Genomic DNA, 25,316 nt, shown 5'->3' with positions numbered 1-25,316 from the left:
CGTACCTCCCCGCACACGATGAGGGGGACGTGGGCCCATGCGGCCGCAGCCGAACCGTCGGGAAGCGGGTAATCCATGGCTCAGAACAAGACGCCGTTCCACAGAACAGGACTGTTCGCCGAACTCTCCGCCGAGTTCGCCGGCACCATGATCCTCATCCTGTTCGGCTGCGGTGTGGTCGCGCAGGTGGTGACCGGCGCGATCCTGGCCGACGGCGCCCTCGGCGACCACGACAGCATCGCCTGGGCGTGGGGCATCGGTGTCACGCTCGGCATCTATGTCGCCGCACGGCTCAGTGGTGCCCACATCAACCCCGCGGTGACCCTCTCCCTGGCGGCCTTCAAGGGCTTCCCCTGGAAGAAGGTCGTGCCGTACACCCTGGCGCAGACGGCGGGCGCGTTCGTCGCGGCGCTCCTGGTGCGCTGGAACTACACCGAGGTGCTGGCCGCGTCCGACCCGGGCCACACCATCAAGACCCAGTTCGTCTTCTCCACGCTCCCGGGCAACGGCGCCCTGCCGGTGAGCGAGTGGGGGGCGTTCCGCGACCAGATCATCGGCACCGCGATCCTGGTGCTGCTGGTCTTCGCCGTCACCGACCTGCTCAACACGGCGCCCGGCGCCAACCTCGGTCCGTTCATCATCGGGCTCATCGTGGTGGCGATCGGCATGGCCTGGGGTACGGACGCCGGGTACGCGATCAACCCGGCCCGTGACTTCGGTCCCCGGCTCGCCAGCTTCATCACCGGTTACGACACTGCCTGGCGAGATCAGTACGGCAATCTCTACTTCTGGGTGCCCATCGTCGGTCCCTTCATCGGCGGTCCCCTCGGCGCGGCGCTCTACAAACTGTTCGTCGGCCGCTTCCTCCCGGTGTCCGAACAGCAGGAAGTGGGCCGGCTGCCCACCCCCGAGGGCTGATCCGCCCCACGTCGCCCGGAGCCGAGGACACATCCCGTACCAAGACGGGCCCGTACGAAGACAGGAGAGGCGGCAGCGATGCCAGAGTTCGTCGGTGCGGTGGACCAGGGAACCACCAGTACCCGTTTCATGATCTTCGACCACGACGGCAACGAGGTGGCGCGGCACCAGCTGGAGCACGCCCAGATCCTGCCGCGGTCGGGGTGGGTCGAGCACGACCCGGTGGAGATCTGGGAGCGCACCAACACGGTGATGCAGAACGCCATCCGGGACAGCGGTCTGTCGGCGTCCGACCTGGCTGCGGTCGGCATCACCAACCAGCGCGAGACGACGGTCGTGTGGGACCCCGCCACGGGCCGCCCCTACTACAACGCCATCGTCTGGCAGGACACCCGCACCGACACCATCGCCTCCGCCCTGGAGCGGGACGGCCACGGCGACACCATCCGCCGCAAGGCGGGACTGCCGCCGGCCACCTACTTCTCCGGCGGCAAGATCAAGTGGCTGATGGAGAACGTCGACGGGCTGCGCGAGGCCGCCGAGTCGGGCCGGGCGATCTTCGGCAACACCGACTGCTGGGTGCTGTGGAACCTCACCGGCGGCCCGGACGGCGGCATTCACGCCACCGACGTGACCAACGCCAGCCGCACCATGCTGATGAACCTGGAGACGCTGGACTGGGACGACGAGCTGCTCCAGCTCTTCGGCATCCCCCGCCGGATGCTGCCGAAGATCAATCCTTCGTCGCACGCGGAGGCGTACGGCCAGGCCCGTACCTCCCGGCCGCTGCGCGCCGCGATCCCCATCACGGCGGTGCTCGGCGACCAGCAGGCGGCGACCGTAGGCCAGGTGTGCTTCTCCCCCGGGCAGGCCAAGAACACCTACGGGACGGGCAACTTCCTGGTCCTCAACACCGGGACCGACCTGGTCCGTTCGCAGCACGGACTGCTCACCACCGTGGCCTACCAGTTCGGCGACAGCCCCGCGGTCTACGCCCTGGAGGGCTCCATGGCCGTCACGGGCGCCGCGGTGCAGTGGCTGCGCGACCAGATGAAGATCATCACCGATGCGGCCGAGAGCGAGCGGCTGGCCCGCACCGTGGAGGACAACGGCGGGGTCTACTTCGTCCCCGCGTTCTCCGGCCTCTTCGCCCCCTACTGGCGGTCCGACGCCCGGGGCGCCATCGTCGGACTGACCCGGTACAACACCAACGGGCACCTGGCGCGGGCCACCCTGGAGGCCATCTGTTACCAGAGCCGCGACGTGGCGGACGCCATGGAGCAGGACTCCGGAGTGCACCTGGACGTGCTGAAGGTGGACGGCGGCGTCACCGCCAACGACCTCTGCATGCAGATCCAGGCCGACGTCCTGGGGGTTCCGGTCAGCCGTCCGGTGGTCGCCGAGACGACCGCGCTCGGCGCCGCCTACGCGGCCGGGCTCGCCACGGGCTTCTGGCGGGACGAGGACGAACTGCGCTCCCACTGGCAGGAGTCCAAGCGCTGGGAGCCGCAGTGGAGCGAGGACCGGCGGCAGTCGGGCTACGACGAGTGGAAGAAGGCCGTGCAGCGCAGCCTGGACTGGGTGAAGGTCACCTGATCCCGGCCCTGCGGCCGGAGGGCCGGAGCCGTCGTCGTCATCGGCAACGCCGTCGACATCGGCTCCGGCCCTCCGCACGCCGGGGCGCGGACGCGTTCGCTCCGGCCCTGGGGCGCTGCTGGACGAGGACGAGACCGGGGAGGGACGGCCGGCCGATGCCGTGCGGCACCGCGCCCGGGCACGTGTCCTCACGGACGGACCGTGAGGCCGTCCAGAGTGAGGTCGAGCAGGCGCTCGGCCTGCTGCCGGTGTTCGGCGCCCGCCGAGGTGAGGGCGATGCCTTCGAGGGCGGCGGCGAGGTCGGTGGGCCCGATGTCGGTACGGATCGCCCCGGCGGCCGCGCACGCGTCCATGAGTGAGCCGATGGCGGCCTGGATCAATTCCCGGCTGTGACCGTAGGGGTTGTCCCCGGTCGCGGCGATGGCGCGCAGTGCGTCGATCATGCCGTACTTGGCGGTGACGTAGTCCAGGAAGAGGCGGGTCCACGCGCGCAGGGCTTCGGCAGGTGACTGCCGCGCGAGCAGCGCGGGGGCCGCGTCGCACAGGTGGGCCACCTCGTTGCGGTAGACCGCCTCGACCAACGCCTCCCGGGTGGGGAAGTTGCGGTACAGGGTCGCGCTGCCCACGCCCGCCTCCTGGGCGATGCGCTCCATCTGCGTGTCCAGCCCCTGCGTCGTGAACACGCGCACCGCGGCGGTGAGGATCTTCTCCCTGTTGCGCCGTGCGTCGGCCCGCAACGGTCGGTGCGCTCCGTCGGTCATCAGTGCTCGTCACCCCTGGTCATCAGTGCTCGCCATCCCCACTCAGGCACCCTTCAACATGCCGCACTCAGACGCCACTTGCTGAACGGAGGCGCCCCCACTTAACCTGAGAGACAAGTGGGGACTCCCCCGCTTTCACTGTAGGTCAACGCACTGCACGTGAACGCACTGCAGGTCAACGGACTGACCGCGTGCGCACCCACCGAAGGAAGCCGCACCCACCGAAGGAAGCTGAAGCTGATCATGTCGGGTATCCAGGGCAAGGTCGTTGCGATCACGGGTGCCAGCAGCGGCATCGGCGAGGCGACCGCGATCCACCTCGCCGAAAGGGGCGCCCGGCTCGTACTCGGTGCCCGCAGGAAGGACCGGCTGAACGCGGTCGTGGAGAGCATCACGGCCAAGGGCGGCACCGCCACCGGCGTCATCGTCGACGTCACGCGCCGTGAGGACCTCCAACGTCTGACGGACGCGGCCGTCGACCGGTTCGGCCGGCTCGATGTCCTCGTCTCCAATGCGGGCACGATGGCCGTCTCGCCCTTCGACGACCTGCGCCAGGACGACTGGGACGCCATGGTCTCCACCCACATCACCGGCCTGCTCAACGGCATCGGGGCGGCGCTGCCCGTCTTCCGCCGGCAGCGCTCCGGCCAGTTCGTCAACGTCGGGTCCACCGCGGCCCACGTCGTCAAGTCCCCCCAGGGCGTCTACGCGGCCACCAAGACGGCGGTGAAGGTGCTCACCGAGGGGCTGCGCCAGGAATCGGGCCCCGACCTGCGGGTGACCCTGGTCTCGCCCGGCTTCACCCATACCGAGGGCGTGGGCAAGGGAGCCGGCCCCGAGGTCGCGGCCGCGATGATCCGGCAGCGCGACGAGATCGCCATGCCGCCCTCCGCCGTCGCCTCCGCCATCGGCTATGCGATCGAGCAGCCCGAGGGCGTCGACGTCAGCGAGATCGTCGTCCGGCCTACCCTCCAGGCCTGACAACGCCGCGGGAGCCGGAGGCGCGCCACGCCCGCCCTGCCGGGCGAACGATCGCCACGGGCGCTCCCCCGGCCCGGCCTGACCGGTTCTCACCGGTCATCGCCGTGCCCATACCGCCCAGGGCCTCACTCGTCCGCGATGGTCAGCACGAGCTTGCCGGTGTTCTCGCCGCGGAACAGCCGGAGCAGCGTCTCGGGGAAGTCGGCCACGGTGCCCTCGACGACGTCCTGCACCGAGGTGAGCCGGCCCTCGGCCTGCCACTCGGCCAGCTGGGCCGCGGCCTCGGCGTACCGGTCGAGGTAGTCGAAGACCACCATGCCGGTCATGGAGGCGCGGTTGACCAGCAGCGACAGGTAGTTGGCCGGTCCCTTCGCCCCGTCGACGCTGTTGTACTGGGAGATCGCGCCGCAGATGACGATCCGGGCGCCGCGCGCCAGCCGGGTCAGCACGGCGTCGAGGATGTCGCCGCCGACGTTGTCGAAGTAGACGTCGACGCCCTCGGGGGCGTGTTCGCGCAGCGCCTGCTTCACGTCCTGGTTCCGGTAGTCGATGGCGGCGTCGAAGCCGAGCTCGTCCACGAGCATCCGGCACTTGCGCTCGCCGCCGGCGATGCCGACGACCCGGCAGCCGAGGATCTTGGCGATCTGCCCCACCACGCTGCCGACCGCGCCGGCCGCACCGGAGACCACGACGGTCTGCCCCGGCTCGGGGCGGCCGATGTCGATCAGGCCGAAGTACGCCGTCATCCCGGTCACCCCCAGGGTCCCCAAGTACCGCGGGAGCGGGGCGAGTCCGGGGTCGGCCTTGGTGACGCCGCGGCCGTCCGACACGCAGTACTCCTGGACGCCGAAGGCGCCCGACACGTAGTCGCCCTCGGCGAACTTCGGGTGCCGCGAGGACATGACCCGGCCCACCGCGGCGGCCCGCATGACCTCACCGATGCCCACCGGAGGGATGTAGGACTTGCCCTCGTTCATCCAGCCGCGCATGGCCGGGTCGAGCGATATGTGGATCACACGCACCAGCAGCTCCCCCTCGCCGGGTTCACCGACGGGCGCCTCGGCGTGCTCCCAGTCGCCGGACCCGGGCAGGCCCACGGGTCGTGCGGCGAGTCGGATCTGCTGCTGGGTGCGGGACATGTGAACGGCTCCTCAGGGTGGCTACCGAAAGATGGCTACGGACGAGGTGGCTACGGGCAAGGTGGCTACGGCGAGGTGGCTACGGCGAGGTGGCTACCGACCGGTCGGTATGACAGGGGGAGGGTAGCTCCGGATCTGCGGCGGGAGCAAGGGCGGAGACGGGCGCCCGAGGGATGGCTGCCCCAGTGGCGGGCGGCCTCGGTGGCGGGCGGCCCTCAGTGGTGGGCGTGGACGACGGCGTGGCCGCGGCCGCGGGCGATCCGGAGCGCCTGCTTCAGGGAGACTCCGGCGCCGAGCATGCCGCGGGTGCGCCGATCTGCTGCCACCGGGGACAACGGGGTACCCCGAGGGGGTATTCCGCTGGAACGGTATACCCGGGAGCGGGACATCCGGGAGCGGGACGCCCGAGAGCGGGACGTCCGGTCGCCCGGAGTCAGCCGTCGGCGCCCTCGGTGATCCCCTCACTGAACTCCCACCAGGCCAGCGGCAGCCAGTCGCCGTCGATGAAGGCGTCCACGGACGCCCCGCGGCCGTTGATGGCCACCTCGGTGCCGGGCGGATATGTGGTGCCGGACAGGCCGGGCACGGGGACGAGCAGTGTCCCGAGGCGTTGCGCCACGCTTCCCGCCCTCCTTTCTCAGGCTATGCGGAACCGGACATTTAGAGCCAGATTAGCGGGGTTGTCTCAAACCACCCAGAGGAGGAGCATGAGAAATAGGTCACGTGAGGCGAATACGCCCGTGACCGCATCGCGTCCGGACGCGTTCGAGGCCGCATTCCGACGAGAGCGTATTCGCCTCCCGGCAGCAGAACATTCCTCGCCGATCGGAGGTGGACCGGACATGAAGGCCGTCGTCTACAAGGGACCGTTCGAAGTGGCGGTCGAAGAGGTCACGAAGCCGAAGGTGCAGCACCCCAACGATGTGATCGTACGGGTCACCTCCACCGCGATATGCGGCTCCGACCTGCACATGTACGAGGGGCGCACCGCGGCGGAGCCCGGGATCGTCTTCGGCCACGAGAACATGGGCATCGTCGAGGACACGGGCGAAGGGGTCACCTCGCTGAAGCGCGGGGACCGCGTCGTCATGCCGTTCAACGTCGCCTGCGGATTCTGCAAGAACTGCGTCGCCGACTTCACGGGATTCTGCCTGACGGTGAACCCCGGATTCGCCGGGGGCGCCTACGGCTATGTGGCCATGGGGCCGTGGACCGGAGGCCAGGCCGAATACCTGCGGGTCCCGTACGCCGACTTCAACTGCCTGAAACTCCCCGAAGGAAAGGAGCACGAGAGCGACTTCATCCTGCTCGCCGACATCTTCCCCACCGGATACCACGGCTGCGAACTCGCGCAGGTCACGCCGGGCGACAGCGTCGCCGTCTACGGCGGCGGGCCGGTCGGCCTGATGGCGGCCTACTCCGCCCTGCTGCGCGGCGCCAAGAAGGTGTTCGTGGTGGACCGGGTGCTCGAACGCCTGCAGAAGGCCCAGGAGATCGGCGCCGTCCCGATCAACTTCGCCGAGGGCAACCCGGTGGAGCAGATCAAGGAACAGACCGACGGCGAGGGCACCGACAAGGGCGTCGATGCCGTCGGCTACCAGGCGCACACTCCCTCCGCGGACCGCGAGGAGCCGGCGACGGTGCTCAACTCGCTGGTCGGGACCGTCCGGCCCACCGGCATGCTCGGCATCCCCGGCCTCTACGTCCCGGCGGACCCCGGCGGGCCCGACGAGAACTCCCAGCGCGGCATGCTGCTCGTCTCCATCGGCAAGCTCTTCGAGAAGGGCCTGCGACTGGGCACCGGACAGTGCAATGTGAAGCGCTACAACCGGCAGCTGCGCGACATGATCATCGAAGGCCGCGCCCGGCCCAGCTTCGTGGTCTCCCACGAACTCCCCCTGGACCAGGCCCCGTCGGCGTACGACAAGTTCGACAAGCGCGTCGAGGGCTACACCAAGGTGGTGCTGCACCCGCAGTCCTGACCCCTGCCCGTCCCCGCTCGGAGTCCCGGCCGCGCGGCCGGGGCTCCGGCACATACGGGGGCGCGGTGCGACTTCCGCTTCCGGTGCCGCCGGAGGCCGCCGCTTTCCTGCCTCATGGATCCCCGCCAGGAAATGACAATAGTACTATTCCATGAAGGCAGCGGAATCCCGGGGTTGTGCGCCGGGAGTACTGGCGGGGCATCAGAAACGAGGCGCCCACTCCCCTCCTGAACGCGCATCAGAATGCGCTTGATTTCGCTCCCATTCGCCCCGCCCGCACCTACCCGACGCGATTTTTCGCGGGTATACCTTAACTGATGCAGCGGCAGCTTCGACGGCCCTGCGAGCATTCCCCCCTTCCCGATGCGCTGGGAGGCGAGTGCCATGCCCAAGCAGGTTCTTGTGCTCCTCCGGGGCGGCCCGAGCGATATTCCCGAGATCTGGGAACTACCGCCCGGTGGAACCGATGGGCAGGTGAAGATTCCCCGTGGCAGCGGTTACGAGCATTTCGAATTCGCCCAGGAATACGCCAGGATCGGCGATGAGTTGATGCCCGTGTACCGCTGGTGCTATCGCACCTTCATCGCGGAGTAGGGCTGTTCGCACCCGTCTTCCCTGCCGGACGGTCCCAGCCAGCCGCGCCGGAACAACCGGCGACCGAGGCTCGTCCGGCCCGTCGCTCCTTCTCGCCCGGTGCCCACGGAGCACCCCGGCCGGTGACGCCGCAGTCCCCGGACCGGACCCTGATCCGCCGGCACCGGGACCAACCGTGGTTTTCAGCGTCGCCCCCTCACCGACAGCACCCGCCGGCGCGGCGGGCGCTTCGGCGACCGACTTTCCGGAGGAATCACCATGTCGACCCTGCTCCGTCACGGATGTGCCTCATGAGCGGCGCCGCGTCCCCGACCGGCGGCCGGAACGCCCGGGACGCCGTCGTCACCGGCCTCGGCTTCTGTCTGCCCGGCGGCAGCAGACCCGTCTTCAGCGCCGTCGACCTGTGGGACGTCGCCTCCCAGGGGCGCTCCTGCCTCGCCCGGGACAGCGTCTACTACGGCTCCGTCGGCCTCACCCCCGCGATGTTCGACGAACGGCTCCCGGACGTGCCGGGGTTCTTCTCCCGGCACTTCACCAACGCGCACCGGTTCGGCCTGGTCTCCCTGGTCGAGGCCTGCGCCGACGCCCAACTCGACTTTCGTGCGGGCGACTTGACCGAGGCGGCCATGCTCGCCGGGCGCGGCGGGGTGGACGCCAACATCGACAGCTATCTCTCGGTGCTGGAGGCCGACCCCGACACCACGCCGCCCGAGGACGCCATGGAGCTGTTCGTGGCCGCCGAGCAGGCGGTGACGCCCTCCGACGTGGCGCTCGTCCAGGGGGCGCTGACCCGCTCCACCGGGCCCTGCTTCACGGTGTCCTGCGGCTGCGCCTCGTCCGCCGTGCAGATCGGCAACGCCCGCCGCATGATCGCCGCCGGTGACATCGACATCGCGGTGGTGACCGGGGCGGACGTCTTCAGCGTCACCCTGATCAAGAACATCCAGCGGCTGCTCAGCGGGGCGCAGCGCACCTACGAGGCGATCCGGTCGGACGGCATGCCGGAGCTGCTGCCGTCCTTCGAACGGCTGATGCGGCCCTACGACCGGCGCGCGGACTGCGTCAACCACGGCGAGGGGTCGGCGACGGTGATCCTGGAGAGCCGGGAGCACGCCCACCGCCGCGGCGCCTACACCTACGGCCAGGTCCTCGCCCAGGCCACCACCCGGGACGGGCTCGCCAACCCGCTGGCGAGCGACGAGAGCGGATCGCAGCTGGTGGCGGCCGTCCGCAAGTGCCTCGGCGACCGGTGGGACATCGGACAGGTGCCGTATGTGCACGGCGGCAGCGACGGCAACGTCGTGGTCACCACGTTCGAGGCGAACGCGATCAGGGAGCTCTACGGCCCGGCCGCCGCCGATCTGCTGATGACCTCCCAGGAGGGCTGCTTCGGCCACAACGGGGCGCCGGCCGGCTGCCTCGGCGTGGCGCTGACGCTGCTGATGATGGAGCGCGGCCAGGTCTGCCCCACGGCCAACTGCGAACAGCCGGCCGAGAACCTCACCTTCGACCCCGTCCCCGGCGTCCGGACCCGGCCGCTCGACTTCGACTACTCGCTGAGCCTCAACTACCAGGTCGGGGGCGTGAAGAGCGCGATCCTCCTGGGGAGCAACGACGCCGTACAGCGCGGCCGATGACGCCGACGGCGCAAGAGCACGACCGCCCCGCCCGGTGGCTCCGGGCCGCGTCCTCCTGCACCGCCCCCTCGCAGCCGCCCGACCATCGAGAAGGAGGACCCGTGGAACAGCGTGAGAACGGATCGAGTCAGGAGGACCGGAGCATCGCGGTCGTCGGGATGGGGTGCCGGCTCCCCGGTGACGTCGACGCGCCCGACGCGCTCTGGCGGCTGCTGGTGGAGGGGCGGGACGTCGTCGGCGAACCCCCGCCGGAACGCGCCGAGTTGCGCGCTCCGGACACCCCTCCGCCCGGCCGGCCCGGCACCCCGGTGCCGCGCCGGGGCGGCTATCTGCGCGACGTCTCCGGCTTCGACGCGGACTTCTTCGGCGTGTCCGGCCGGGAGGCCGACGTGCTCGACCCGCAGCACCGGCTGCTCCTCGAAGTGGCCTGGGAGGCCCTGGAACACGCCGGGATGCCGCCGGACCGGCTCGGCGGCACCCCGACCGGGGTGTACGTGGGTCTCAGCTACAACGACTACATGGAGCGCCTGGCCGGCGGGCCGCAGGAGCTGGAGGGGTCGATCCTCACCAACGGGCACTGCGTCGCCTCCGGCCGGATCTCCTATCTGCTGGGCCTCCAGGGCCCTTGCGTCGCCCTGGACACCGCGTGCTCCTCGTCGCTGGTCGCGCTGCACCTGGCGTACCAGGCGCTGCGCACCGGCGAGTGCGACACGGCGCTGGCCGGCGGGGTCACCATGATGCTCCGCTCCCGGATCACCCAGTCGTTCGTCAGGATGGGAATGCTCTCCCCGACCGGGCGTTGCCGTACCTTCGACGCCGCCGCGGACGGGTTCGTCCGCGGCGAGGGCTGCGGAGTGGTGGTGCTCAGACGTCTCTCCGAGGCCGTTCGGGACGGTGACCGGATCCTCGCCGTGGTGCGCGGTTCGGCGGTGAACCAGGACGGCCGGTCCGACGGTCTCGCGGCGCCCTCGGCCGCCGCCCAGCAGGCGCTGTTCCGGGAGGCCCTGGCCGGTGCCGGGGTCGACCCGCGCGACGTGGGCATGATCGAGGCGCACGGCACGGGGACCCCCGTCGGGGACCCGATCGAGTTCGCGAGCCTGGCCGCGGTCTACGGCCCGGGCGGGAACCGGTGTGCCCTGGGGTCGGTGAAGACCAACCTGGGGCATCTGGAACCCGCGGCCGGTATCACCGGGCTCATCAAGGCCGTGCTCTGTCTGCGGAACGCTCTGATCCCGCCCAACCTGCACTTCTCGCGGTGGAATCCGGCGATCGACCCGGCGGGCACCCGGTTCTTCGTCCCGGGTGAGCCGACTCCCTGGCCGGCTCCGGACACCGCTCCGCGGCTGGCGGCCGTCTCCTCGTTCGGCTTCTCGGGGACCAACGCCCATGTGGTGCTGGAACAGGCGCCCGAGCCGCGGTCCCGGGCGCTGCTGCCGACGCCCCGGAGCGACGGGGCCGTGGGGGCCGAAGGCACTGGGGCGGAAGGCACTGGGGCCGAAGGTGCAGGGGCCGAAGGTGCTAGGGCCGAAGGTGCCGGGGCCGAAGGTGCCGGGGAGGACCCCGCGCCCGATGTCTTCCTGGTCGCCGCCGGGTCCCGGGACGTGCTGCCGGCCGCGGCGGAACGGCTCGCGGACTGGCTGGAGGGCGACGGCGCCGCGGTGCCGCTGCGGGACGTCGCCCACACCCTGGCCCTGCGCCGTTCCGCCGGGCGGGGCCGCCTCGGCGTGACGGCCGCCACGCGCCCCGAACTGACCGGCGCGCTGCGGGCGTTCGCCGCCGGCCAGGCCCGGCCGGGGGTGGTCTCCGGAGCCGTGGGCGCCGAGATATCCCGGCGGCCGGTGTGGGTGTTCTCCGGGCACGGCTCGCAGTGGGCCGGGATGGGACGCGGGCTGCTGGAGCACGAACCGGCGTTCGCCGCCGCGCTGGCCGAGGTGGACGCGCTGATCGCCGCCGAGGCCGGGTTCTCCGTCCTCGACCTGGTGCGCTCCGGCGCGGAGGTGACCGGGACCGGCCGGGTGCAGCCGGCGCTGTTCGCGCTCCAGTACGCGTTGGCCGCCACCTGGCGGGCCCACGGGGTCGAACCGGCCGCGGTGGTGGGGCACTCGATGGGTGAGGTCGCCGCCGCAGTGGTGGCGGGCGCCCTCTCCCCGGCCGACGGGGTCCGGGTGATCTGCCGCCGGTCCGCGCTGCTGACCCGCATCGCGGGGGCCGGCGCCATGGCCAATGTGCATCTGGACCGAGCCGCCGCGGAGGCGGAGCTCGAGGCCGAGGGGGCCGCGGCGGCCGTTTCGGTCGCCGTCGAGGCGGCCCCCGGACAGGTCGTCGTCGCGGGCGACAGCGCCGAGGTGGGCCGGCTGGTGGCGCTCTGGGACGCCCGGGGTGTCCCGGCGCGCCTGATCGCCGTCGACATCGCCTCGCACTCGCCGCAGGTGGAGCCCCTGCTCGACGAACTGGCCGCCGGGCTAGCGGAGTTGGATCCACAGCGGCCCGGCATACCGTTCTACTCCACCGTCCTGGACGAGCCGCGGCGGGTCCCGGACTTCGACGCCGCGTACTGGTGCGCCAACCTGCGCCGTCCGGTGCGGTTCGCCGCCGCGGTGCGCGCCGCCGCCGCCGACCGGCACACCGTGTACGTCGAGGTGTCCCCGCACCCGGTGGTCACCCGGGCCGTGTCGGAGAGCCTGACGGGCCTGGCGGGCGACCCCGTCGTGCTGCCCACGCTGCGCCGCGGCGAGGACGAGCGGTCCGTGCTGCGGGCCCAACTGGCCGCCCTGCACTGCGCGGGGGTGCCCGTCGACTGGTCGGTGCTGTACGGGGACGCCCGGCTCGCCGACGTTCCGCCCATCACCTTCGACCGGAAGCGCCACTGGGTGGACACCGTTCCGGCGGCGGGGAGCGGCACAGGGGTGAACGGCCCCACGCTGCCCGGGGTGCACGCCGAGGTGCCCGGCGACACCGTCCGCCACACCTGGCAGGGCGACGCCGGCACCGCCGCCCAGCCCTGGCTCGCCGACCACCGGGTGCACGGGGAGCCGGTGCTGCCGGGCGCCGCCTACTACGCCCTGGCGCTGACGGCCGCCTGCGAGGTGTTCGACGCCGCGCCGCACGAGGTCGAGGTGGCCGACGTCCGGTTCCGGGAGCTGCTGCGGCTGACCGAGCGCACCGAGGTCAGCACCACCGTGGTCGCCCGCGGCACCGACCACGCCGAGTGCGAGATCTTCGGCCGGGGCGAGGACGGCTGGGTCCGGCACGCCACCGCCACCCTGCGCCGGCTGAGCGACACGCCCCGGCCGCCGTCCGTGCCGGCGCCGACCCTCGCCTGGCGGCACCCCCTCGCCCTCGAACCGGACACCCTCTACACGAGCCTGCGCGCCCGCGGCCTCGAACACGGCCCCGGCTTCGCGATCCTGACGGACCTGCGCGGTTCCCGGCACGGCGACAGCTACTGGGCGCGGGTCCGGCTGCCGGACGCCGCGCTCGACGCCCACCACGGGCTGCGGATCCACCCGGTCCTGGTCGACGCCTGTGCCCAGCTCGCGGTGGCGGGCCTGATGGCGGAGGAGGGGCACGGCCTGGTGCTGCCGGTCGCGGTGCAGGCGGTCCGGCTCTTCGGCGACCCGGCGGACGCGGTGTACTGCCACGCTCGGATCTCGGAGTCGACCGCGGACAGCGTCGTCGGCCATGTGCGGCTGCTGGACGAGGCGGGCCGGCCGGTGATGGGCATCGTGGGCCTGAAGTTCGTCCGGCACGCCGGGCAGGACACCGCCGGGGTCGACCGGTGGTTCCTCGAAACCGGCTGGCAACCGGCCCCGCGTCCGGCGGCCGGGTCCGCCCCGGCGGCGGGCAGGTCCTCCCCGGCGGCTGGCAGGTCCTCCCCGGCGGAGCAGTGGCTCGTCCTCGGCGAGGCGGACGGCTCCGCCGACGAGCTGGCCGACGGACTGCGCGCGGCCGGGGCCACGGCCGACGTCCTGGACCTCCCACGGGCGGACGGCCCGCTGGAGGCCCTGCGGGACTCCCTCACCGAACGCTGGGACGGGCCGGCCGGCCGGCCGCGCGGCGTGGTGCTGCTGTGCGCCCCGCCCGGAGCGGACGACGACCCGACCGCCGACGCCCTGCGCCGCGCCCGGCGGCTGCTCGGCACCGCCCAGGCGATGGCCGCGGGCGGAGCCGAACCGCCGCGGCTGTACGCGGTCACCCGCGGCGCCCGGAGCACCGCCCCCGGCGAGCCGGTGGACCTCGCCCAGAGCGCCCTGCGCGGCGTGGTGCGCGTCCTCGCCTACGAACACCCCGAGCTGCGCGCCACCCTCGTCGACACCGGCCGGGACGCCGACGGCCTGCGGATGCTCGTCGAGGAACTGCTCGCCGCCGGGCCCGAGGACGAGGTGGCCCTGCGCGGGCCGTCCCGACAGGTGGCCCGGCTGGACTACGCGCCGCTGACCGACACCGAACGCAGCGCCGCCGCCGCCCGTCCGGTGCGCTACGGCGCCGACGGGTTCCGGCTGCGGGCGGGCCGCCTCGGCGACCTGGACCGGCTGGAACTCGCGGCGACCGGCCGCCGGGAACCCGGCCCCGGCGAAGTGGAACTGCGGGTGCGGGCGGCGGGGCTGAACTTCCGCGACGTGCTGACCGCCATGGGCCTGCTGCCCTCCGACGGCGATGTGCGGTACCGGATCGGCTTCGAGTGCGCGGGTGTGGTCACCGCCGTCGGAGCCGGGGTCGACCACCTGCGGGCCGGGGATCCGGTGCTGGCGGTGGACCTGCGGGGCGGTGCCTTCGGCTCGTTCCTCACCGTGCCCGCCGGCGCCGTCGCCCCGGTCCCGGCCCGGCTCGGCCCGGTCGCCGCCGCGGGCCTGCCGGTCGCGTTCCTCACCGCCTGGTACGCGCTGCGCCACGTGGGCCGGCTCGCCGCGGGCGAACGGGTCCTGATCCACTCCGCCACCGGCGGCACCGGGCTGGCCGCGATCGCGGTGGCCCGGCGGCTGGGCGCCGAGGTGCTGGCCACGGCTGGCAGCGAGGCGAAGCGGAACCATCTGCGGGAGCTGGGCATCCGGCACGTGATGGACTCCCGGTCGCTGGACTTCGCCGACCGGACCCGGGCCGCCACCGGGAGCGAAGGCGTCGACCTCGTCCTCAACTCGCTCTCCGGCGCGGCGATCGGGGCCGGGATGCGGACGCTCCGCCCGTTCGGCCGGTTCGTCGAGCTGGGGGTGCGGGACATCCTCGCCGACGCGCCGCTGGGGCTCGCCCCCTTCCGGGAGAACATCACGCTGAGCGCGGTGGACCTCATCGGCCTGCAGCGCAACCGGCCCGAGGTCTTCGCCACGGTCCTGCGGGAGGTCCTCGACGAGTTCGCCGACGGCCGGCTGATGCCGCTGCCCTGCCGGACCTTCCCGCTCTCCCGGGCCACCGACGCCTTCCGGCTCATGGCCGGGGCGGGCCACATCGGCAAAGTGGTGCTGACCGTGCCCGACGAGGGCACGACCACGGCCGTGCTGCCCGGGGGAGCTCCCTCGGTCCGGCCGGGCGGCGCGTATGTCGTGACCGGCGGACTGCGGGGCGTGGGCCTCGCCGCGGCCCGCTGGCTCGCGGACCGGGGGGCCGCCCATGTCGTCCTCAACGGCCGCAGCCGCCCCTCCCCCGCCGCCGAGCGGACGATCGAGGAACTGCGCGCCGCGGGCACCCGGGTCACCGTCGCCCTCGGCGACATCGCGGAGCCCGGCACCGCGGAACACCTGCTGAACGCCGCCGGTGTGGACGGCTCGACGGTCCGCGGGATCATCCACTCGGCCATGGTCCTCGACGACGCCGTCATCACCAATGTCACCGACGATCAGCTGGCCCGGGTCTGGCGGCCCAAGGTGACCGGGGCGTGGCGGCTGCACGAGGCCTGCGCCGGACAGTCCCTGGACTGGTTCGTGGTGTTCTCCTCGATGGCCTCGCTGCTGGGCAACCCCGGCCAGGGCGTCTACGCGGCGGCCAACTCCTGGCTGGACGGCTTCGCCGTCTGGCGCAGCGCGCAGGGTCTGCCCACCCTCGCCGTCAACTGGGGCCCGTGGGGGCAGACCGGGGTGGCGACCGACTTCGCCGACCGCGGCTACCGGACCATCCCCACGGAGGAGGGCTTCGAGGCCCTGGGCGCGCTGCTCGCGCACGGACGCGTCCAGACCGGAGTCATTCCCGGGGACCCGGACAGCTGGATCCTCCCGTCCGGACGGCACTCGTCGCTGTTCGGCTCGTTCGCCTCCGCCCCGGAGGAGGACGGGGCCCCCGGGGCGGGACGGGCGTCCGACGTGCCGACGGATCTGCGGTCCATCGCCACTGGGCTGGGCCGGCGGGCCGCCCTGGAGGCGTATCTCTCCGACCACATCCGGGCGGTGCTCCGGCTCGGGGGCACCACACTCGACCCGCAGACCCCGCTGAAGTCGCTGGGCTTCGACTCGCTGCTCGCCATGGAGCTGCGGGCCCGGCTGGAGTCCGGCCTCGGGGTCCGGCTGGCCGCCAACTTCGTCTGGAAGCACCCGACGCTGGCGGCGCTCGCCACGGGTCTGGCCCAGCACATGGGTCTGGAGCTGCAGAACGGCGAGGAAGGCTTCGCTGCGGGGGCCGGGCCGTCCGGTGGAACGGAGGCGTAGGCCGCTCCGACACATCCTGCCCCGCGCGTGCCTGTTCTCCGGCTCGGTCCGGACAGGCCGGGACCGCTCCCGATGAGGTGAGCGGCCCGGAGGACAGGCCTCGAACGCCGGGCCGTCCGGTTGGGTCGCCGGGCGGCCCGGTCCGCGCTGTCCGGGCGGGCCGGGCTGTGGTGTCCGGAGGGGCGGGCTGTGGTGTTCGGAGGGGCGGGGATTGCTGGTCCGGCCGGGCTCTGCCGGTCGGGCGGACAGATTCATGGGGTCCGGCCGGCCGTTTCCTGGTGTTCGGGCGGCCCCGGCGGTGAGGACGGCCCCTTTCCCCGCCACCTCAGGAAATTCGGTGAATTCCGAACCACTTACCACCCATAGTGCGGGGCCACACCATCGTCCGGGATCCCCCTAGCGCTTCGACGCCGGGCATGTCGCCTGCTGACAGAATGCGCCGGGCGGCCGAAGCGCTGGTCGACGCATCCGGGCCCGCGCCTCACACAGGAAAGATCGCTCCAGCCCTCCTGCGCAATTCCCGACCCTTCGCGTGAACGCACCTCGGGCCTCATCCCAGGTCCAGCTCCCTCGAAGGCCACTACCACCGCCCACGGACGAGCTCCCGGGAGCCGGCGACAGGCGACCCCTCAAGGCCTCAGCTCAACCTGCCCGCAGCAGATTTCCAACAGTTGACAATTCACCGAACAGCATTGATGGAAACGTCAACGGTGTGCGCCAGCGTGGGAACCCAATCCCCCGCCGCTTGTTGGATTTTCGTATTCACCACTTCATGCCACAGCAGGCACGAGATACGCCTTCCGACCTTCTAACATATCCGATTCTCTTGATGGGAGAGGGAATTACCCGCCAATTCTCGCGGGCCTGTCGGACTTCATCCGGACACCGACCCCCCGCCGGACATCCCCCCGAGGACCGCGAGAGAAAGAAGGAACTTCCATGTCCAGTCAGGTCGGTTCACAGCACGACGCGGCGGCGGCACTCGCCGCCGCCCCGCCCATCGTCTTCGCGGTCCTCCTGCCGACCGGCCCGGCGTCGGGCGGCAACCTGGTGACGATCGTCGGATCCGGGTTCACCGGCGCCACCGCCGTCAAGTTCGGCGCCAACCCGGCGACCAGCTTCACCGTGGTCTCCGACAACGTGATCACGGCTGTCGCCCCGCCCGGGAGCGGCACCGTACAGGTCACCGTCACCACGGCCAACGGGACCAGCAACGGCTTCCCCTACCTGTACATCGGCGTTCCGGGGCCGGTGATCGTCACGGCTGTCCCGCCCACCGGCCCGGCGACCGGCGGCAACCTGGTGACGATCGTCGGGTCCGGATTCACCGGCGCCACCGCGGTGAACTTCGGCGCCACGCCGGCGACCAGCTTCACCGTGATCTCCGACAACCTGATCGTCGCGACCGCGCCCGCGGGGACCGGCACCGTGCCGATCACCGTGGTCACCCCGGCCGGGACGAGCACCAGCTTCTCCTACCTGTACGTGTAGGAGCCGGAGGTCGGCCCCTGTTCCGCTTCGTGGTGCTCCCGGCACAGGCCGGGGGCACCACGACGGCGGTTCCGGAGCAGAGCGGGCCCGCCCCGCACCCGGATTCCGTCACGGTCGCAGCAAACTGACGTGGCGTCATCATGACACTGGCCCTCCCGGCGGCCACGAAGCGTCCCGGCCGCCGGGAGGGGCACAGGGCACCGTCTCGCTCCGCCCCGGTGGGCCCTACGCCTTCTTCCGTGCGACGCCCGCCCAGTAGTACGCGGCGTTCAGGTCCTCCGGGGGCTCGCCCTCCGGGCGCCAGCCCATCACCGGAACCATGCCGGGATCGACCAGTTCCCAGTCCCCGAAGAACCGCTCGACCTGGCTCCGGTCCCGCGGTACCAGCGTCATCCGGCCCTGTTCGGCGGCCCGGACGACGTCCGCCATCGCCTCCGGGTTGAAGTCCTGGCTGGGGTGGGTGACGGCGACGTGGCTGCCGGCCGGGAGCGCGTCGAGGAGGGTGGTCACGGCGGCCCAGGGGTCCTCCCGGTCGCTGACCAGCATGAGCATCGCCACCAGCAGCAGCCCGACCGGCTGTTCGAGGTCGAGCGTGCCGGTGAGCGCCGGGGAGCGGAGGATCTCCTCGGGCCGGCGCAGATCGGCCTGGAGGTAGACGGTGCGGCCGCGGCCGTCGCCGTCGGTCAGGGAGTCGGCGTGGAACTCGGCGTGGGCCTGCACGATCGGGTCGTTGTCCACACAGACGACCCGGCTGTCCGGTGCGACGATCCCGGTGACCGAGTGGGTGTCACCGGCGGCGGGGACGCCGGTGCCGATGTCCAGGAACTGCCGTATTCCGGCCTCCCCGGCCATGTAGCGCACGGCGCGGCCGAGGAATCTGCGGTTCTCCATGGCCATCGTCCGGATGCTGGGAATGGCCTGTTCGAAGGCCTGGCCCAGGGCCCGGTCGGCGGCGAAGTTGCTGCTGCCGCCGAGCCAGTAGTCGTACATCCGGGCGGAGTGCGGGAGACGGGTGTCGATCTGCGACGGCGCGGGCTGATCATTCGTCATGACCTCAATGTGCACGATCCCGCCGGTGACTGCCACCGGCCCGGCACACCCGGTCACCATCGGTCCTCCGCGTCGGGCCCGTATCCGCGCGCTTCCGCACGAGGACCGGGCCCTGCCACGACGGAGCCGGGCCACGACGGAGCCGGGCTACGCCGCCCGCGCGCCGCCCGTCAGCTCGGCGCGGAACGACGCGACGCTGTCCCGGGCCTGTTCCAGGCCGATGCGCTCGAAGACGCGGCGGAGCTCGTCGAGGTCGGCCAGGGTCTCCCGGTCCGGACGGCCCAGCCGGGACCGGGACTTGACGAGGCCGAGCCGGGACAGCGCCTCGCCCCGCGGCTCCTCGATCTCCTCGAACTTCCGCAGCGCGTCGGCGTAGACCCGGCCCGCCTCCTCGTACCGCCCGTCGCGGAAGAGCACGTTGCCCCGCATCTTGCGGTTGTAGGCCAGGGCGCTGGAGAGGTCCATGGTGCGGCAGATCTGCTCCGCCTCGGACAACAGCTCCAGCGCCCGCTCCGGCCGGCCCTGGAGCGAGAGCACATCGGCTATGCCCCGCAGGGCCCAGGCGCGGCCGCGGAAGTCGTCGGCGTTGCCCGCGACTTCGGCTCCTTCCTCGAACATGGCGAGCGCCGTGTCGTAGGAGCCGGTGTTGCGGTGCATCTGGGCGATGCCCGAGAGCGCCCACACCATGTGCCGGGCCTCGCCGTGCTCCCGGGCCTCCGCGAGCAGGCGTTCGTGCAGGTCGCGGACGGCCTCGTAGTCGCCCTGGATGCGGCCGGTCTCGGCGAGGCCGGCGACGGAGTAGCCGAGCGCCAGCCGGTCCCCGCCCTGTTCCGCCAGTTCGACGGCGGCGGCCAGCCAGCGGCGGGCGAGCGGCAGCCTGCCGCACTGCCGGGCGAGGGTGCCGCCGCTCCACAGAGCCCAGGCCATCGCTCCCCGGTCCCCGGCCCGCCGGGCGGCCCGGTAGCTCTCCCGCCAGGCACGTTCGGCGTCCTCGACCCGGCCGAGCCGGCGGTTCGCCTCGGCCACGGCGAGTCCGGCCCGCGCGAACTCCAGGACCGACTGCCGCTGTTCCTCACTCGCCTTGGCCAGAACCTCCTCGTAGGAGGAGTTCACGGAGAGGGAGGAGCCGAGGGCTCCCTGGTATTCGGGGGCGAACGCCTTGCCGTACATGATCCCTGTCTTCCCTATCGATGTGCCTTCCCACAGAAAACTATGAGATCGGGGATCTTCATCGAATCAGCCCCCACGCTGGTTGTGACGTCAGCCCCTGGTCTGACAACCACCCTCCGGAGATCATCTCGGAGATGTACGCACGACGGCCGCTCCCCTCGGGGAAGCGGCCGTCCTCGCAGGTCACGGCGTTACGGGCGGAGGGGTCCGGTGCAGGAGTAGTCCGCCGTCGCGGCGGTCCGGTCGGCCCAGACCGTGGCCTTGTCGTACTGGCAGACCATGTCGGCCAGGTTGTTCATCGCCGGTGCGGCCCGTTCCAGGATGAAGTAGTCGACGGTCGCCGCCATCGCCTTGCTGACGGCGCCGGGCGAACTGCCGTCGTCGAGCCGGGCGGTGATCCGGCCGGTGCAGGTGAAGCGGGGGAGGTCGGCCCGGGCACTCTGCTTGCACGCCGGGGTCTGCTGGGTCGCCTCGCGCAGGCTGTTCTCCACGGCCTTCGGCTGGGTGGCGTACAGCTTCCGCAGCGGGGTGTACTCGGTGCGGGGCACGAACAGGTCGTCGTACTCGGCGATCCGCTCGTCCAGATAGCGGTCGTAGGCCTTCTGGAGCTCGGCGTCACCGCTGAGCCGGTTGCGGAACGCGTCGAAGCCGGCCACGTCGTCGGAGCGCAGATGGCCGTACATCTCGGTGAGCAGCTCCGGCCAGTGGCGGCCGAGCATCGCGAAGAACGAGCCGGCGTAGCTGTAGAAGCGGAAGCCGTCCCGGGCGTACTCGGCGTGCAGCAGCTGACGGACGGTCATCCGGGGGCCGCCGTTCTGGGTGTCGCGCATGACGGAGCCGATCAGGTCCTTGCGCTGCTTGACCCCGTCCTCGCGGGTGGCCCCGGCCAGGTACTCGGCCATGCCCTCGTCGAACGCGGTGGTGCGGTCGCCCTCGTACCACGGCCCCTCGCCGAAGAAGCCCGGCACGGCGAAGCGGCCGTTGAGGTAGTGGGTGTACTCGTGCCGGAAGAGCTCCTCGAGGGTGAGCCGGGAGTCCTGCGGGACGCGCCGCTGATAGGTGTAGAAGGTGGCCCCGTTCTCGATGTAGACGCCGCCGTTGTCGGTGCCCATGTCGTAGAGGTACGGGTGGAACGTCTCGTAGTCGGCGCGCGAGGCGTAGAGCCGGATGCCGAGCTTGCTGTTGGGGTCCGCGGCGAGCGGCTCGTGCGCGCCGAGGATCCGGAAGAACTGGGCCTTGACCTGCACGGAGGCGTAGTAGAGCTGTTCCACCGTGGGGTTGTCGAGGGCGGTGCGGGTCTCGATGCCGCCGTCCTCGTAGCGGTAGGCGCGCGGGAAGACCTCGGCCTCGACGTCGGAGCGGCAGGCCCGGTGCGGGGCGCACAGCCGGTGGTGCTCCAGCCAGGAGGCGAGGGCGAGCCAGGGCGCGGAGAGCCGCTGGAAGCGCTCGGTGACGACGGGGAACAACTGCTGGAGGTCGCGGAGCAGTTCCTGCTGGACGGGGGCGAGGGTGCTCAGCCGTCCGTACTCGCTGAGCCCGTCGCGGATCAGCCAGCTGTGCTCGGCGGCCAGATGGGTGTAGCCGCTGAACGCCCGGAGCGCCGCCCGGTAGCCGGCGTCGGCGGCGACGGCCGCCTCGAAGGCGTCGTCGGAGGTGGTGAGGCCGCGGAAGTTGAGGATCAGGGCGTCGAGGGCGGCGGTGCGGCGGACCTGGCTCCGCCACTGATCGGTGCTGCCGTCGACGGCGCGCAGCAGCTTCTCCAGCAGCCCGAGGAAGTGCTGCCGCACCCCCTCGGTGTCCAGCACGATCATGAATTCGTGCAGGGTGCCGCCGGCGAGCGCGGTGTCGTCGAAGGCGTGGGGGTTGGCCGTGAACGCGTCGGCGGCGCCACGGACGGCGGCGGCGAAGGCCGCGCCCCCGAGGTCGATGTCGTCCCGGTACCAGTCGTGGTAGACGGCGGCGTGCAGGAACCACCACAGCTCGTACAGGTGCCCGGAGTTGCTGCCGTCGTTCTGCGGGGAGACGGCGGCGATGCGGGACAGGACGGCCCGGGCGTGCTGCGGGGTGAGTACCCGGGCCAGGTCGGCGTCGTAGGTCCACACCAGATTCCGCAGGCAGTTCTCCACGGTGACGTCGGGCGCGGTGAGGAAGTCCGCCAGTCCGGACGGGCTCAGGCGTCCCACGTCGGCGCGGGTGCAGGGCACGGCGGCCCCGGTCCCGGTCCCGGGCCGGCCCGGGACGACGGTCCGTACGGCGCCCTGCGGCGCCTCGGTGAGCCGGGTGCCCTCCGGGGTGAGCGGGGCGGGGACGGTGGCGGGCGTGACGGCCGGGGCCTTGGCGAGCCGGACGGCGTGGTCGCGGTCGTGCGGGGCGGGCGCCGGACGGTCCGCGCCGGGCGCGGGTGCGCCGGGCGCGGGTGCGCCGGCCGGGCGCGGTGCGGCGGGGGCCGCCTGGGCGACGGGCGAGAGGCAGAGGCCGGCCAGCAGGGCGAACACCGGCCCGGCGGTCAGAGCTCGACGGTGGGGACGTCTGAGCGTGGGCATGGGTGGGGTCCTCTCAACGGAGGGGTGCGGCCGGGGCCGCGCCGTCGAGAGTAGGGTGTGACATTTTACTGACGGAGAGAAGGGAAGAACCGGCCAAGAAATGACAGAGCGTCAACGGTGCCGGGGTGCCATCCGCACGCCGGCCACGCCAGGCACTGTCTGCGCTGTCCCCCTGCCGTGCCCCCGGTGCGGCACGAGGTCAACGTCACCGCGTGTGACGGCTGTTCACCCGTGGGGTGCACCACCGGCCGGGAGCCGAACCGGGGCCACCGCCCGCCTCACCGCCGCGCCCCACCGCCGGAGCCACGGCCGCCGTCCACGTCGACGCTCCCCTCGGCACCGCCCTCCACGTCACCGTCGGCCGCCCGACCCTCGGCCCACAGCGTGCGGACGTGCCCCAGATGGGCCCCCATGCACGCCTCGGCGCCCTCGGCGTCCCCCGCGAGCAGCAGGTCCAGCAGCCGCTCGTGCTCCTCCGCCGAGGCGACGAGAACGCCGCGTTCCGCGAGGCCGGTCAGCCCGTAGAGGCGGGAGCGCTTGCGCAGGTCGCCGACGACTTCCACCAGCCGTTCGTTTCCGGCCAGGGTGAGCAGCGACAGATGGAAGCGCCGGTCGTGCTCCAGATAGCCGATCAGATCGCCCGCGCGCGCCGCCTCGACGATCCGCGCGGCGACCGGGCGCAGCGCCTCCAGTTCGGCTCGCGGGGCGGCGCGGGCGATCCGGCCCATCAGCGGGACCTCGATGAGGCGCCGGATCTCGGTGTACTCGTCGAGGTCGCGTTCGGAGACCGCGGTGATCCGGAAGCCCTTGTTGCGGACGGGCTCGACCATGCCCTCCTTGGCGAGGTCCAGCATGGCCTCTCTGACCGGGGTCGGAGAGACCCCGAACTGCCCGGCGAGCGCGGGAGCGGAGTAGACCAGTCCGGGGCGGAGTTCACCGGCTATGAGTGCGGCCCGCAGCGCGTGGGCCACATGGTCCCGGATGTTGCGCCGCTCGGGCACGAGGGGCAGCTTCAGCGGGGAACCGTGGTCGGCGGTCATGGGCGCTTCTCCTCGATCGGCGACGGCGTGACGGTGACGGGACCGGCCGGGCGGAGCGACCTGCGCCCAAGATATCGGCGGGCCGGGCCGGCGCGCTCGGCAGCCCCGAAGCCGGTGCCCCCGACAGCCCCTACCACCGGATTTCTTGACGGCTCATCATCACGCAGGGGCTCGACACGCATCGCTTCCCCGGGCCCGCACCCACCGCAGCGCGCACAGGAGCCCTCACCTGGAGAAAACAACCGAGAAAACCACCTCTGCCCCTTTCATGGCGCTTGATATCGATTTACCCCCGCTCTAAGGTCCCTGTGAAGGAGAACCGCACAGGGTGACGCCCGTGGTGCCACCGGCCCCGGAATGAGGTGCAGGACGCATGGACGGACGGGGCGGCCCCGGCGCGGGACACCGGCCCGGGCGCCGTGCGCGAGCCCGGCGCCCGCGGACGCTGCGCGCCCTCGCCGTGGCCCCGCTGCTGGCGGCTTCGCTGCTCACCGCCTGCGGAGGCGAGCAGACCGCCGGCCGTCCCACCCTCAACTGGTACAACTTCCCCGACGACTCGGGGGCCCTGCAGAAAGCGGCCGACACCTGCAGCAAGGCGTCGGGCGGCCGCTACACCATCAGCTACCACAAGCTGCCCCGCACGGCGGACGGCCAGCGGCAGCAGCTGGTGCGCAGGCTCGCCGCCCAGGACAGCTCGCTCGACATCCTGGGGCTCGACGTGACGTGGTCCCCCGAGTTCGCCGAGGCCGGCTGGATCCGGCCGTGGACCGGGGCGGCCCGGCGGGAGGCCGTCGCCGACACGCTGCGGGTCCCGCTGCGCACGGCGACCTGGCAGGGCAAGCTGTACGCCGCCCCGTACAACACCAACACCCAGCTGCTCTGGTACCGCGACGACCTCGTCCCGAAGCCGCCCAGGACGTGGGCGGAGATGCTGGACATCGCCCGGCGGCTGGCCGCCGAGGGCAAGCCGCACTACGTGGAGATCCAGGGGGCCCAGTACGAGGGGCTCACCGTCTGGTTCAACTCCCTGGTGACGAGCGCCGGGGGCAGCATCCTCACGCCGGACGCGACCGCGCCCTCCCTCGGCCCACCCGCGGTACGGGCCGCGCAGATCATGCACGACCTGGCGACGTCCCCGGCGGCCGATCCGTCGCTGTCCAACCAGATGGAGGACGAGAACCGGCTGGCCATGGAGTCCGGCACGGCGGCCTTCGAGATCAACTACCCGTTCGTCTATCCGTCGATGAAGACCAACAACCCGCGGCTGTTCCGGCACTTCCGCTGGGCCCCCTATCCGCGGGTCGACGCCGATCGGCCGTCCCACGCGACGATCGGCGGCATCGACCTGGCGGTCGCGCGGTACTCACGCCACCCCGACGAGGCCTTCGAGGCCGCTCTCTGCCTGCGCAACCGGGAGAACCAGCTGGCCGCGGCCCTGCAGGGCGGCCTGCCGCCGACCCTGCGGAGCCTGTACTCCGACCCGGCGCTGCGGAAGAGCTATCCGTTCTCGGGGGTGGTGCTCGACGCGCTGGAGACGGCGAGCATCCGGCCGCAGACCCCCGCCTACCAGAACGTGTCGATCGCGATCTCCCACGCGCTCTCTCCCCCGTCCGGGATCGCGCCGGTGAGCTCCGTCTCCGAGGCCTCGGAGCAGATCCGGCAGGCGCTGCGGTCCGAGGGGCTGGTCCCGTGAGCCGTCCGCACGCCCGTCCCGGGGCGGAGTCCGTGGCCGAGTGGGCGACCGAGCGCCTTTCCGTACCCGTGGCCGCACCCGATCCCGTG

General features: G+C 72.2%; 16 protein-coding genes. 9 read left to right on the top strand and 7 right to left on the bottom strand.

Annotation, left to right across the window (positions count from 1 at the left end; translation table 11 throughout):
* Positions 1-75: 75 nt before the first annotated feature.
* The gene (locus ABT112_RS12810; RefSeq protein WP_351508639.1) at positions 76-918 is read left to right on the top strand and encodes an MIP/aquaporin family protein; all 843 of its coding nucleotides are present in this window, start codon (positions 76-78) and stop codon (positions 916-918) included.
* A gap of 78 nt (positions 919-996) precedes the next feature.
* Complete coding sequence (gene glpK, locus ABT112_RS12805; RefSeq protein WP_351508638.1) at positions 997-2,514, top strand: glycerol kinase GlpK; 1,518 nt, start codon at positions 997-999, stop codon at positions 2,512-2,514.
* Positions 2,515-2,702: 188 nt separating this feature from the next.
* On the opposite strand, the gene ABT112_RS12800 is transcribed toward glpK, so the two are convergent.
* A complete protein-coding gene (locus tag ABT112_RS12800) occupies positions 2,703-3,275 on the bottom strand; it encodes a TetR/AcrR family transcriptional regulator (protein ID WP_351508637.1) in 573 nt (190 codons plus the stop codon).
* Positions 3,276-3,518: 243 nt separating this feature from the next.
* Here ABT112_RS12800 and ABT112_RS12795 point away from each other — a divergent pair, with 243 nt between their 5' ends.
* Positions 3,519-4,256 carry an SDR family oxidoreductase gene (locus ABT112_RS12795; protein ID WP_351508693.1) on the top strand — a complete coding sequence of 246 codons (738 nt, stop codon included), beginning with the start codon at positions 3,519-3,521 and terminating at the stop codon, positions 4,254-4,256.
* A 125-nt stretch (positions 4,257-4,381) separates the two neighbouring features.
* On the opposite strand, the gene ABT112_RS12790 is transcribed toward ABT112_RS12795, so the two are convergent.
* Both ABT112_RS12790 and ABT112_RS12785 read right to left on the bottom strand, forming a co-directional pair.
* The gene (locus tag ABT112_RS12790) at positions 4,382-5,395 is read right to left on the bottom strand and encodes an NADP-dependent oxidoreductase (protein WP_351508635.1); all 1,014 of its coding nucleotides are present in this window, start codon (positions 5,393-5,395) and stop codon (positions 4,382-4,384) included.
* Between the two features lie 433 nt (positions 5,396-5,828).
* A complete protein-coding gene (locus tag ABT112_RS12785) occupies positions 5,829-6,014 on the bottom strand; it encodes a hypothetical protein (protein ID WP_351508633.1) in 186 nt (61 codons plus the stop codon).
* 223 nt (positions 6,015-6,237) lie between these two features.
* Here ABT112_RS12785 and ABT112_RS12780 point away from each other — a divergent pair, with 223 nt between their 5' ends.
* The 5 genes from ABT112_RS12780 to ABT112_RS12760 all read left to right on the top strand — a co-directional run bounded on the left by ABT112_RS12780 (position 6,238) and on the right by ABT112_RS12760 (position 17,731).
* Entirely contained in the window at positions 6,238-7,377 is a 1,140-nt protein-coding gene (locus tag ABT112_RS12780; protein ID WP_351508632.1) for a glutathione-independent formaldehyde dehydrogenase, read from the top strand.
* 384 nt (positions 7,378-7,761) lie between these two features.
* Positions 7,762-7,971: a DUF5988 family protein gene (locus ABT112_RS12775; RefSeq protein ID WP_351508631.1), complete on the top strand. Its 210-nt coding sequence runs from the start codon at positions 7,762-7,764 to the stop codon at positions 7,969-7,971.
* A 290-nt stretch (positions 7,972-8,261) separates the two neighbouring features.
* Positions 8,262-9,608 carry a beta-ketoacyl synthase N-terminal-like domain-containing protein gene (locus tag ABT112_RS12770; protein ID WP_351508629.1) on the top strand — a complete coding sequence of 449 codons (1,347 nt, stop codon included), beginning with the start codon at positions 8,262-8,264 and terminating at the stop codon, positions 9,606-9,608.
* A gap of 101 nt (positions 9,609-9,709) precedes the next feature.
* Positions 9,710-16,240 (top strand): SDR family NAD(P)-dependent oxidoreductase, encoded by a 6,531-nt coding sequence (locus tag ABT112_RS12765; RefSeq protein WP_351508627.1) that lies wholly within the window; start codon positions 9,710-9,712, stop codon positions 16,238-16,240.
* Between the two features lie 939 nt (positions 16,241-17,179).
* Positions 17,180-17,731, top strand: coding sequence for an IPT/TIG domain-containing protein (locus tag ABT112_RS12760; protein WP_351508625.1), 552 nt, complete (start codon positions 17,180-17,182; stop codon positions 17,729-17,731).
* 225 nt (positions 17,732-17,956) lie between these two features.
* Here ABT112_RS12760 and ABT112_RS12755 read toward each other — a convergent pair whose 3' ends face one another.
* The 4 genes from ABT112_RS12755 to ABT112_RS12740 form a co-directional block, all read right to left on the bottom strand.
* The gene (locus tag ABT112_RS12755) at positions 17,957-18,781 is read right to left on the bottom strand and encodes an SAM-dependent methyltransferase (protein WP_351508623.1); all 825 of its coding nucleotides are present in this window, start codon (positions 18,779-18,781) and stop codon (positions 17,957-17,959) included.
* A gap of 147 nt (positions 18,782-18,928) precedes the next feature.
* On the bottom strand, positions 18,929-19,951 hold the full coding sequence (locus ABT112_RS12750) for a tetratricopeptide repeat protein (protein WP_351508621.1): 1,023 nt from the start codon (positions 19,949-19,951) through the stop codon (positions 18,929-18,931).
* 191 nt (positions 19,952-20,142) lie between these two features.
* Complete coding sequence (locus ABT112_RS12745; protein ID WP_351508618.1) at positions 20,143-22,494, bottom strand: collagenase; 2,352 nt, start codon at positions 22,492-22,494, stop codon at positions 20,143-20,145.
* A 278-nt stretch (positions 22,495-22,772) separates the two neighbouring features.
* Entirely contained in the window at positions 22,773-23,534 is a 762-nt protein-coding gene (locus tag ABT112_RS12740) for a GntR family transcriptional regulator (RefSeq protein WP_351508616.1), read from the bottom strand.
* 373 nt (positions 23,535-23,907) lie between these two features.
* Between ABT112_RS12740 and ABT112_RS12735 the strand changes: the two genes are divergently transcribed.
* Positions 23,908-25,227, top strand: a complete 1,320-nt coding sequence (locus ABT112_RS12735; RefSeq protein WP_351508614.1) for an ABC transporter substrate-binding protein — start codon at positions 23,908-23,910, stop codon at positions 25,225-25,227.
* Positions 25,228-25,316 lie beyond the last annotated feature (89 nt).

This window comes from Streptomyces sp. NPDC002055 (assembly GCF_040296705.1).
Lineage (GTDB): Bacteria > Actinomycetota > Actinomycetes > Streptomycetales > Streptomycetaceae > Streptomyces.
The sequence above is the reverse complement of the archived record's forward strand: the minus strand, read 5'-3'. Positions and strand labels throughout refer to the sequence as shown.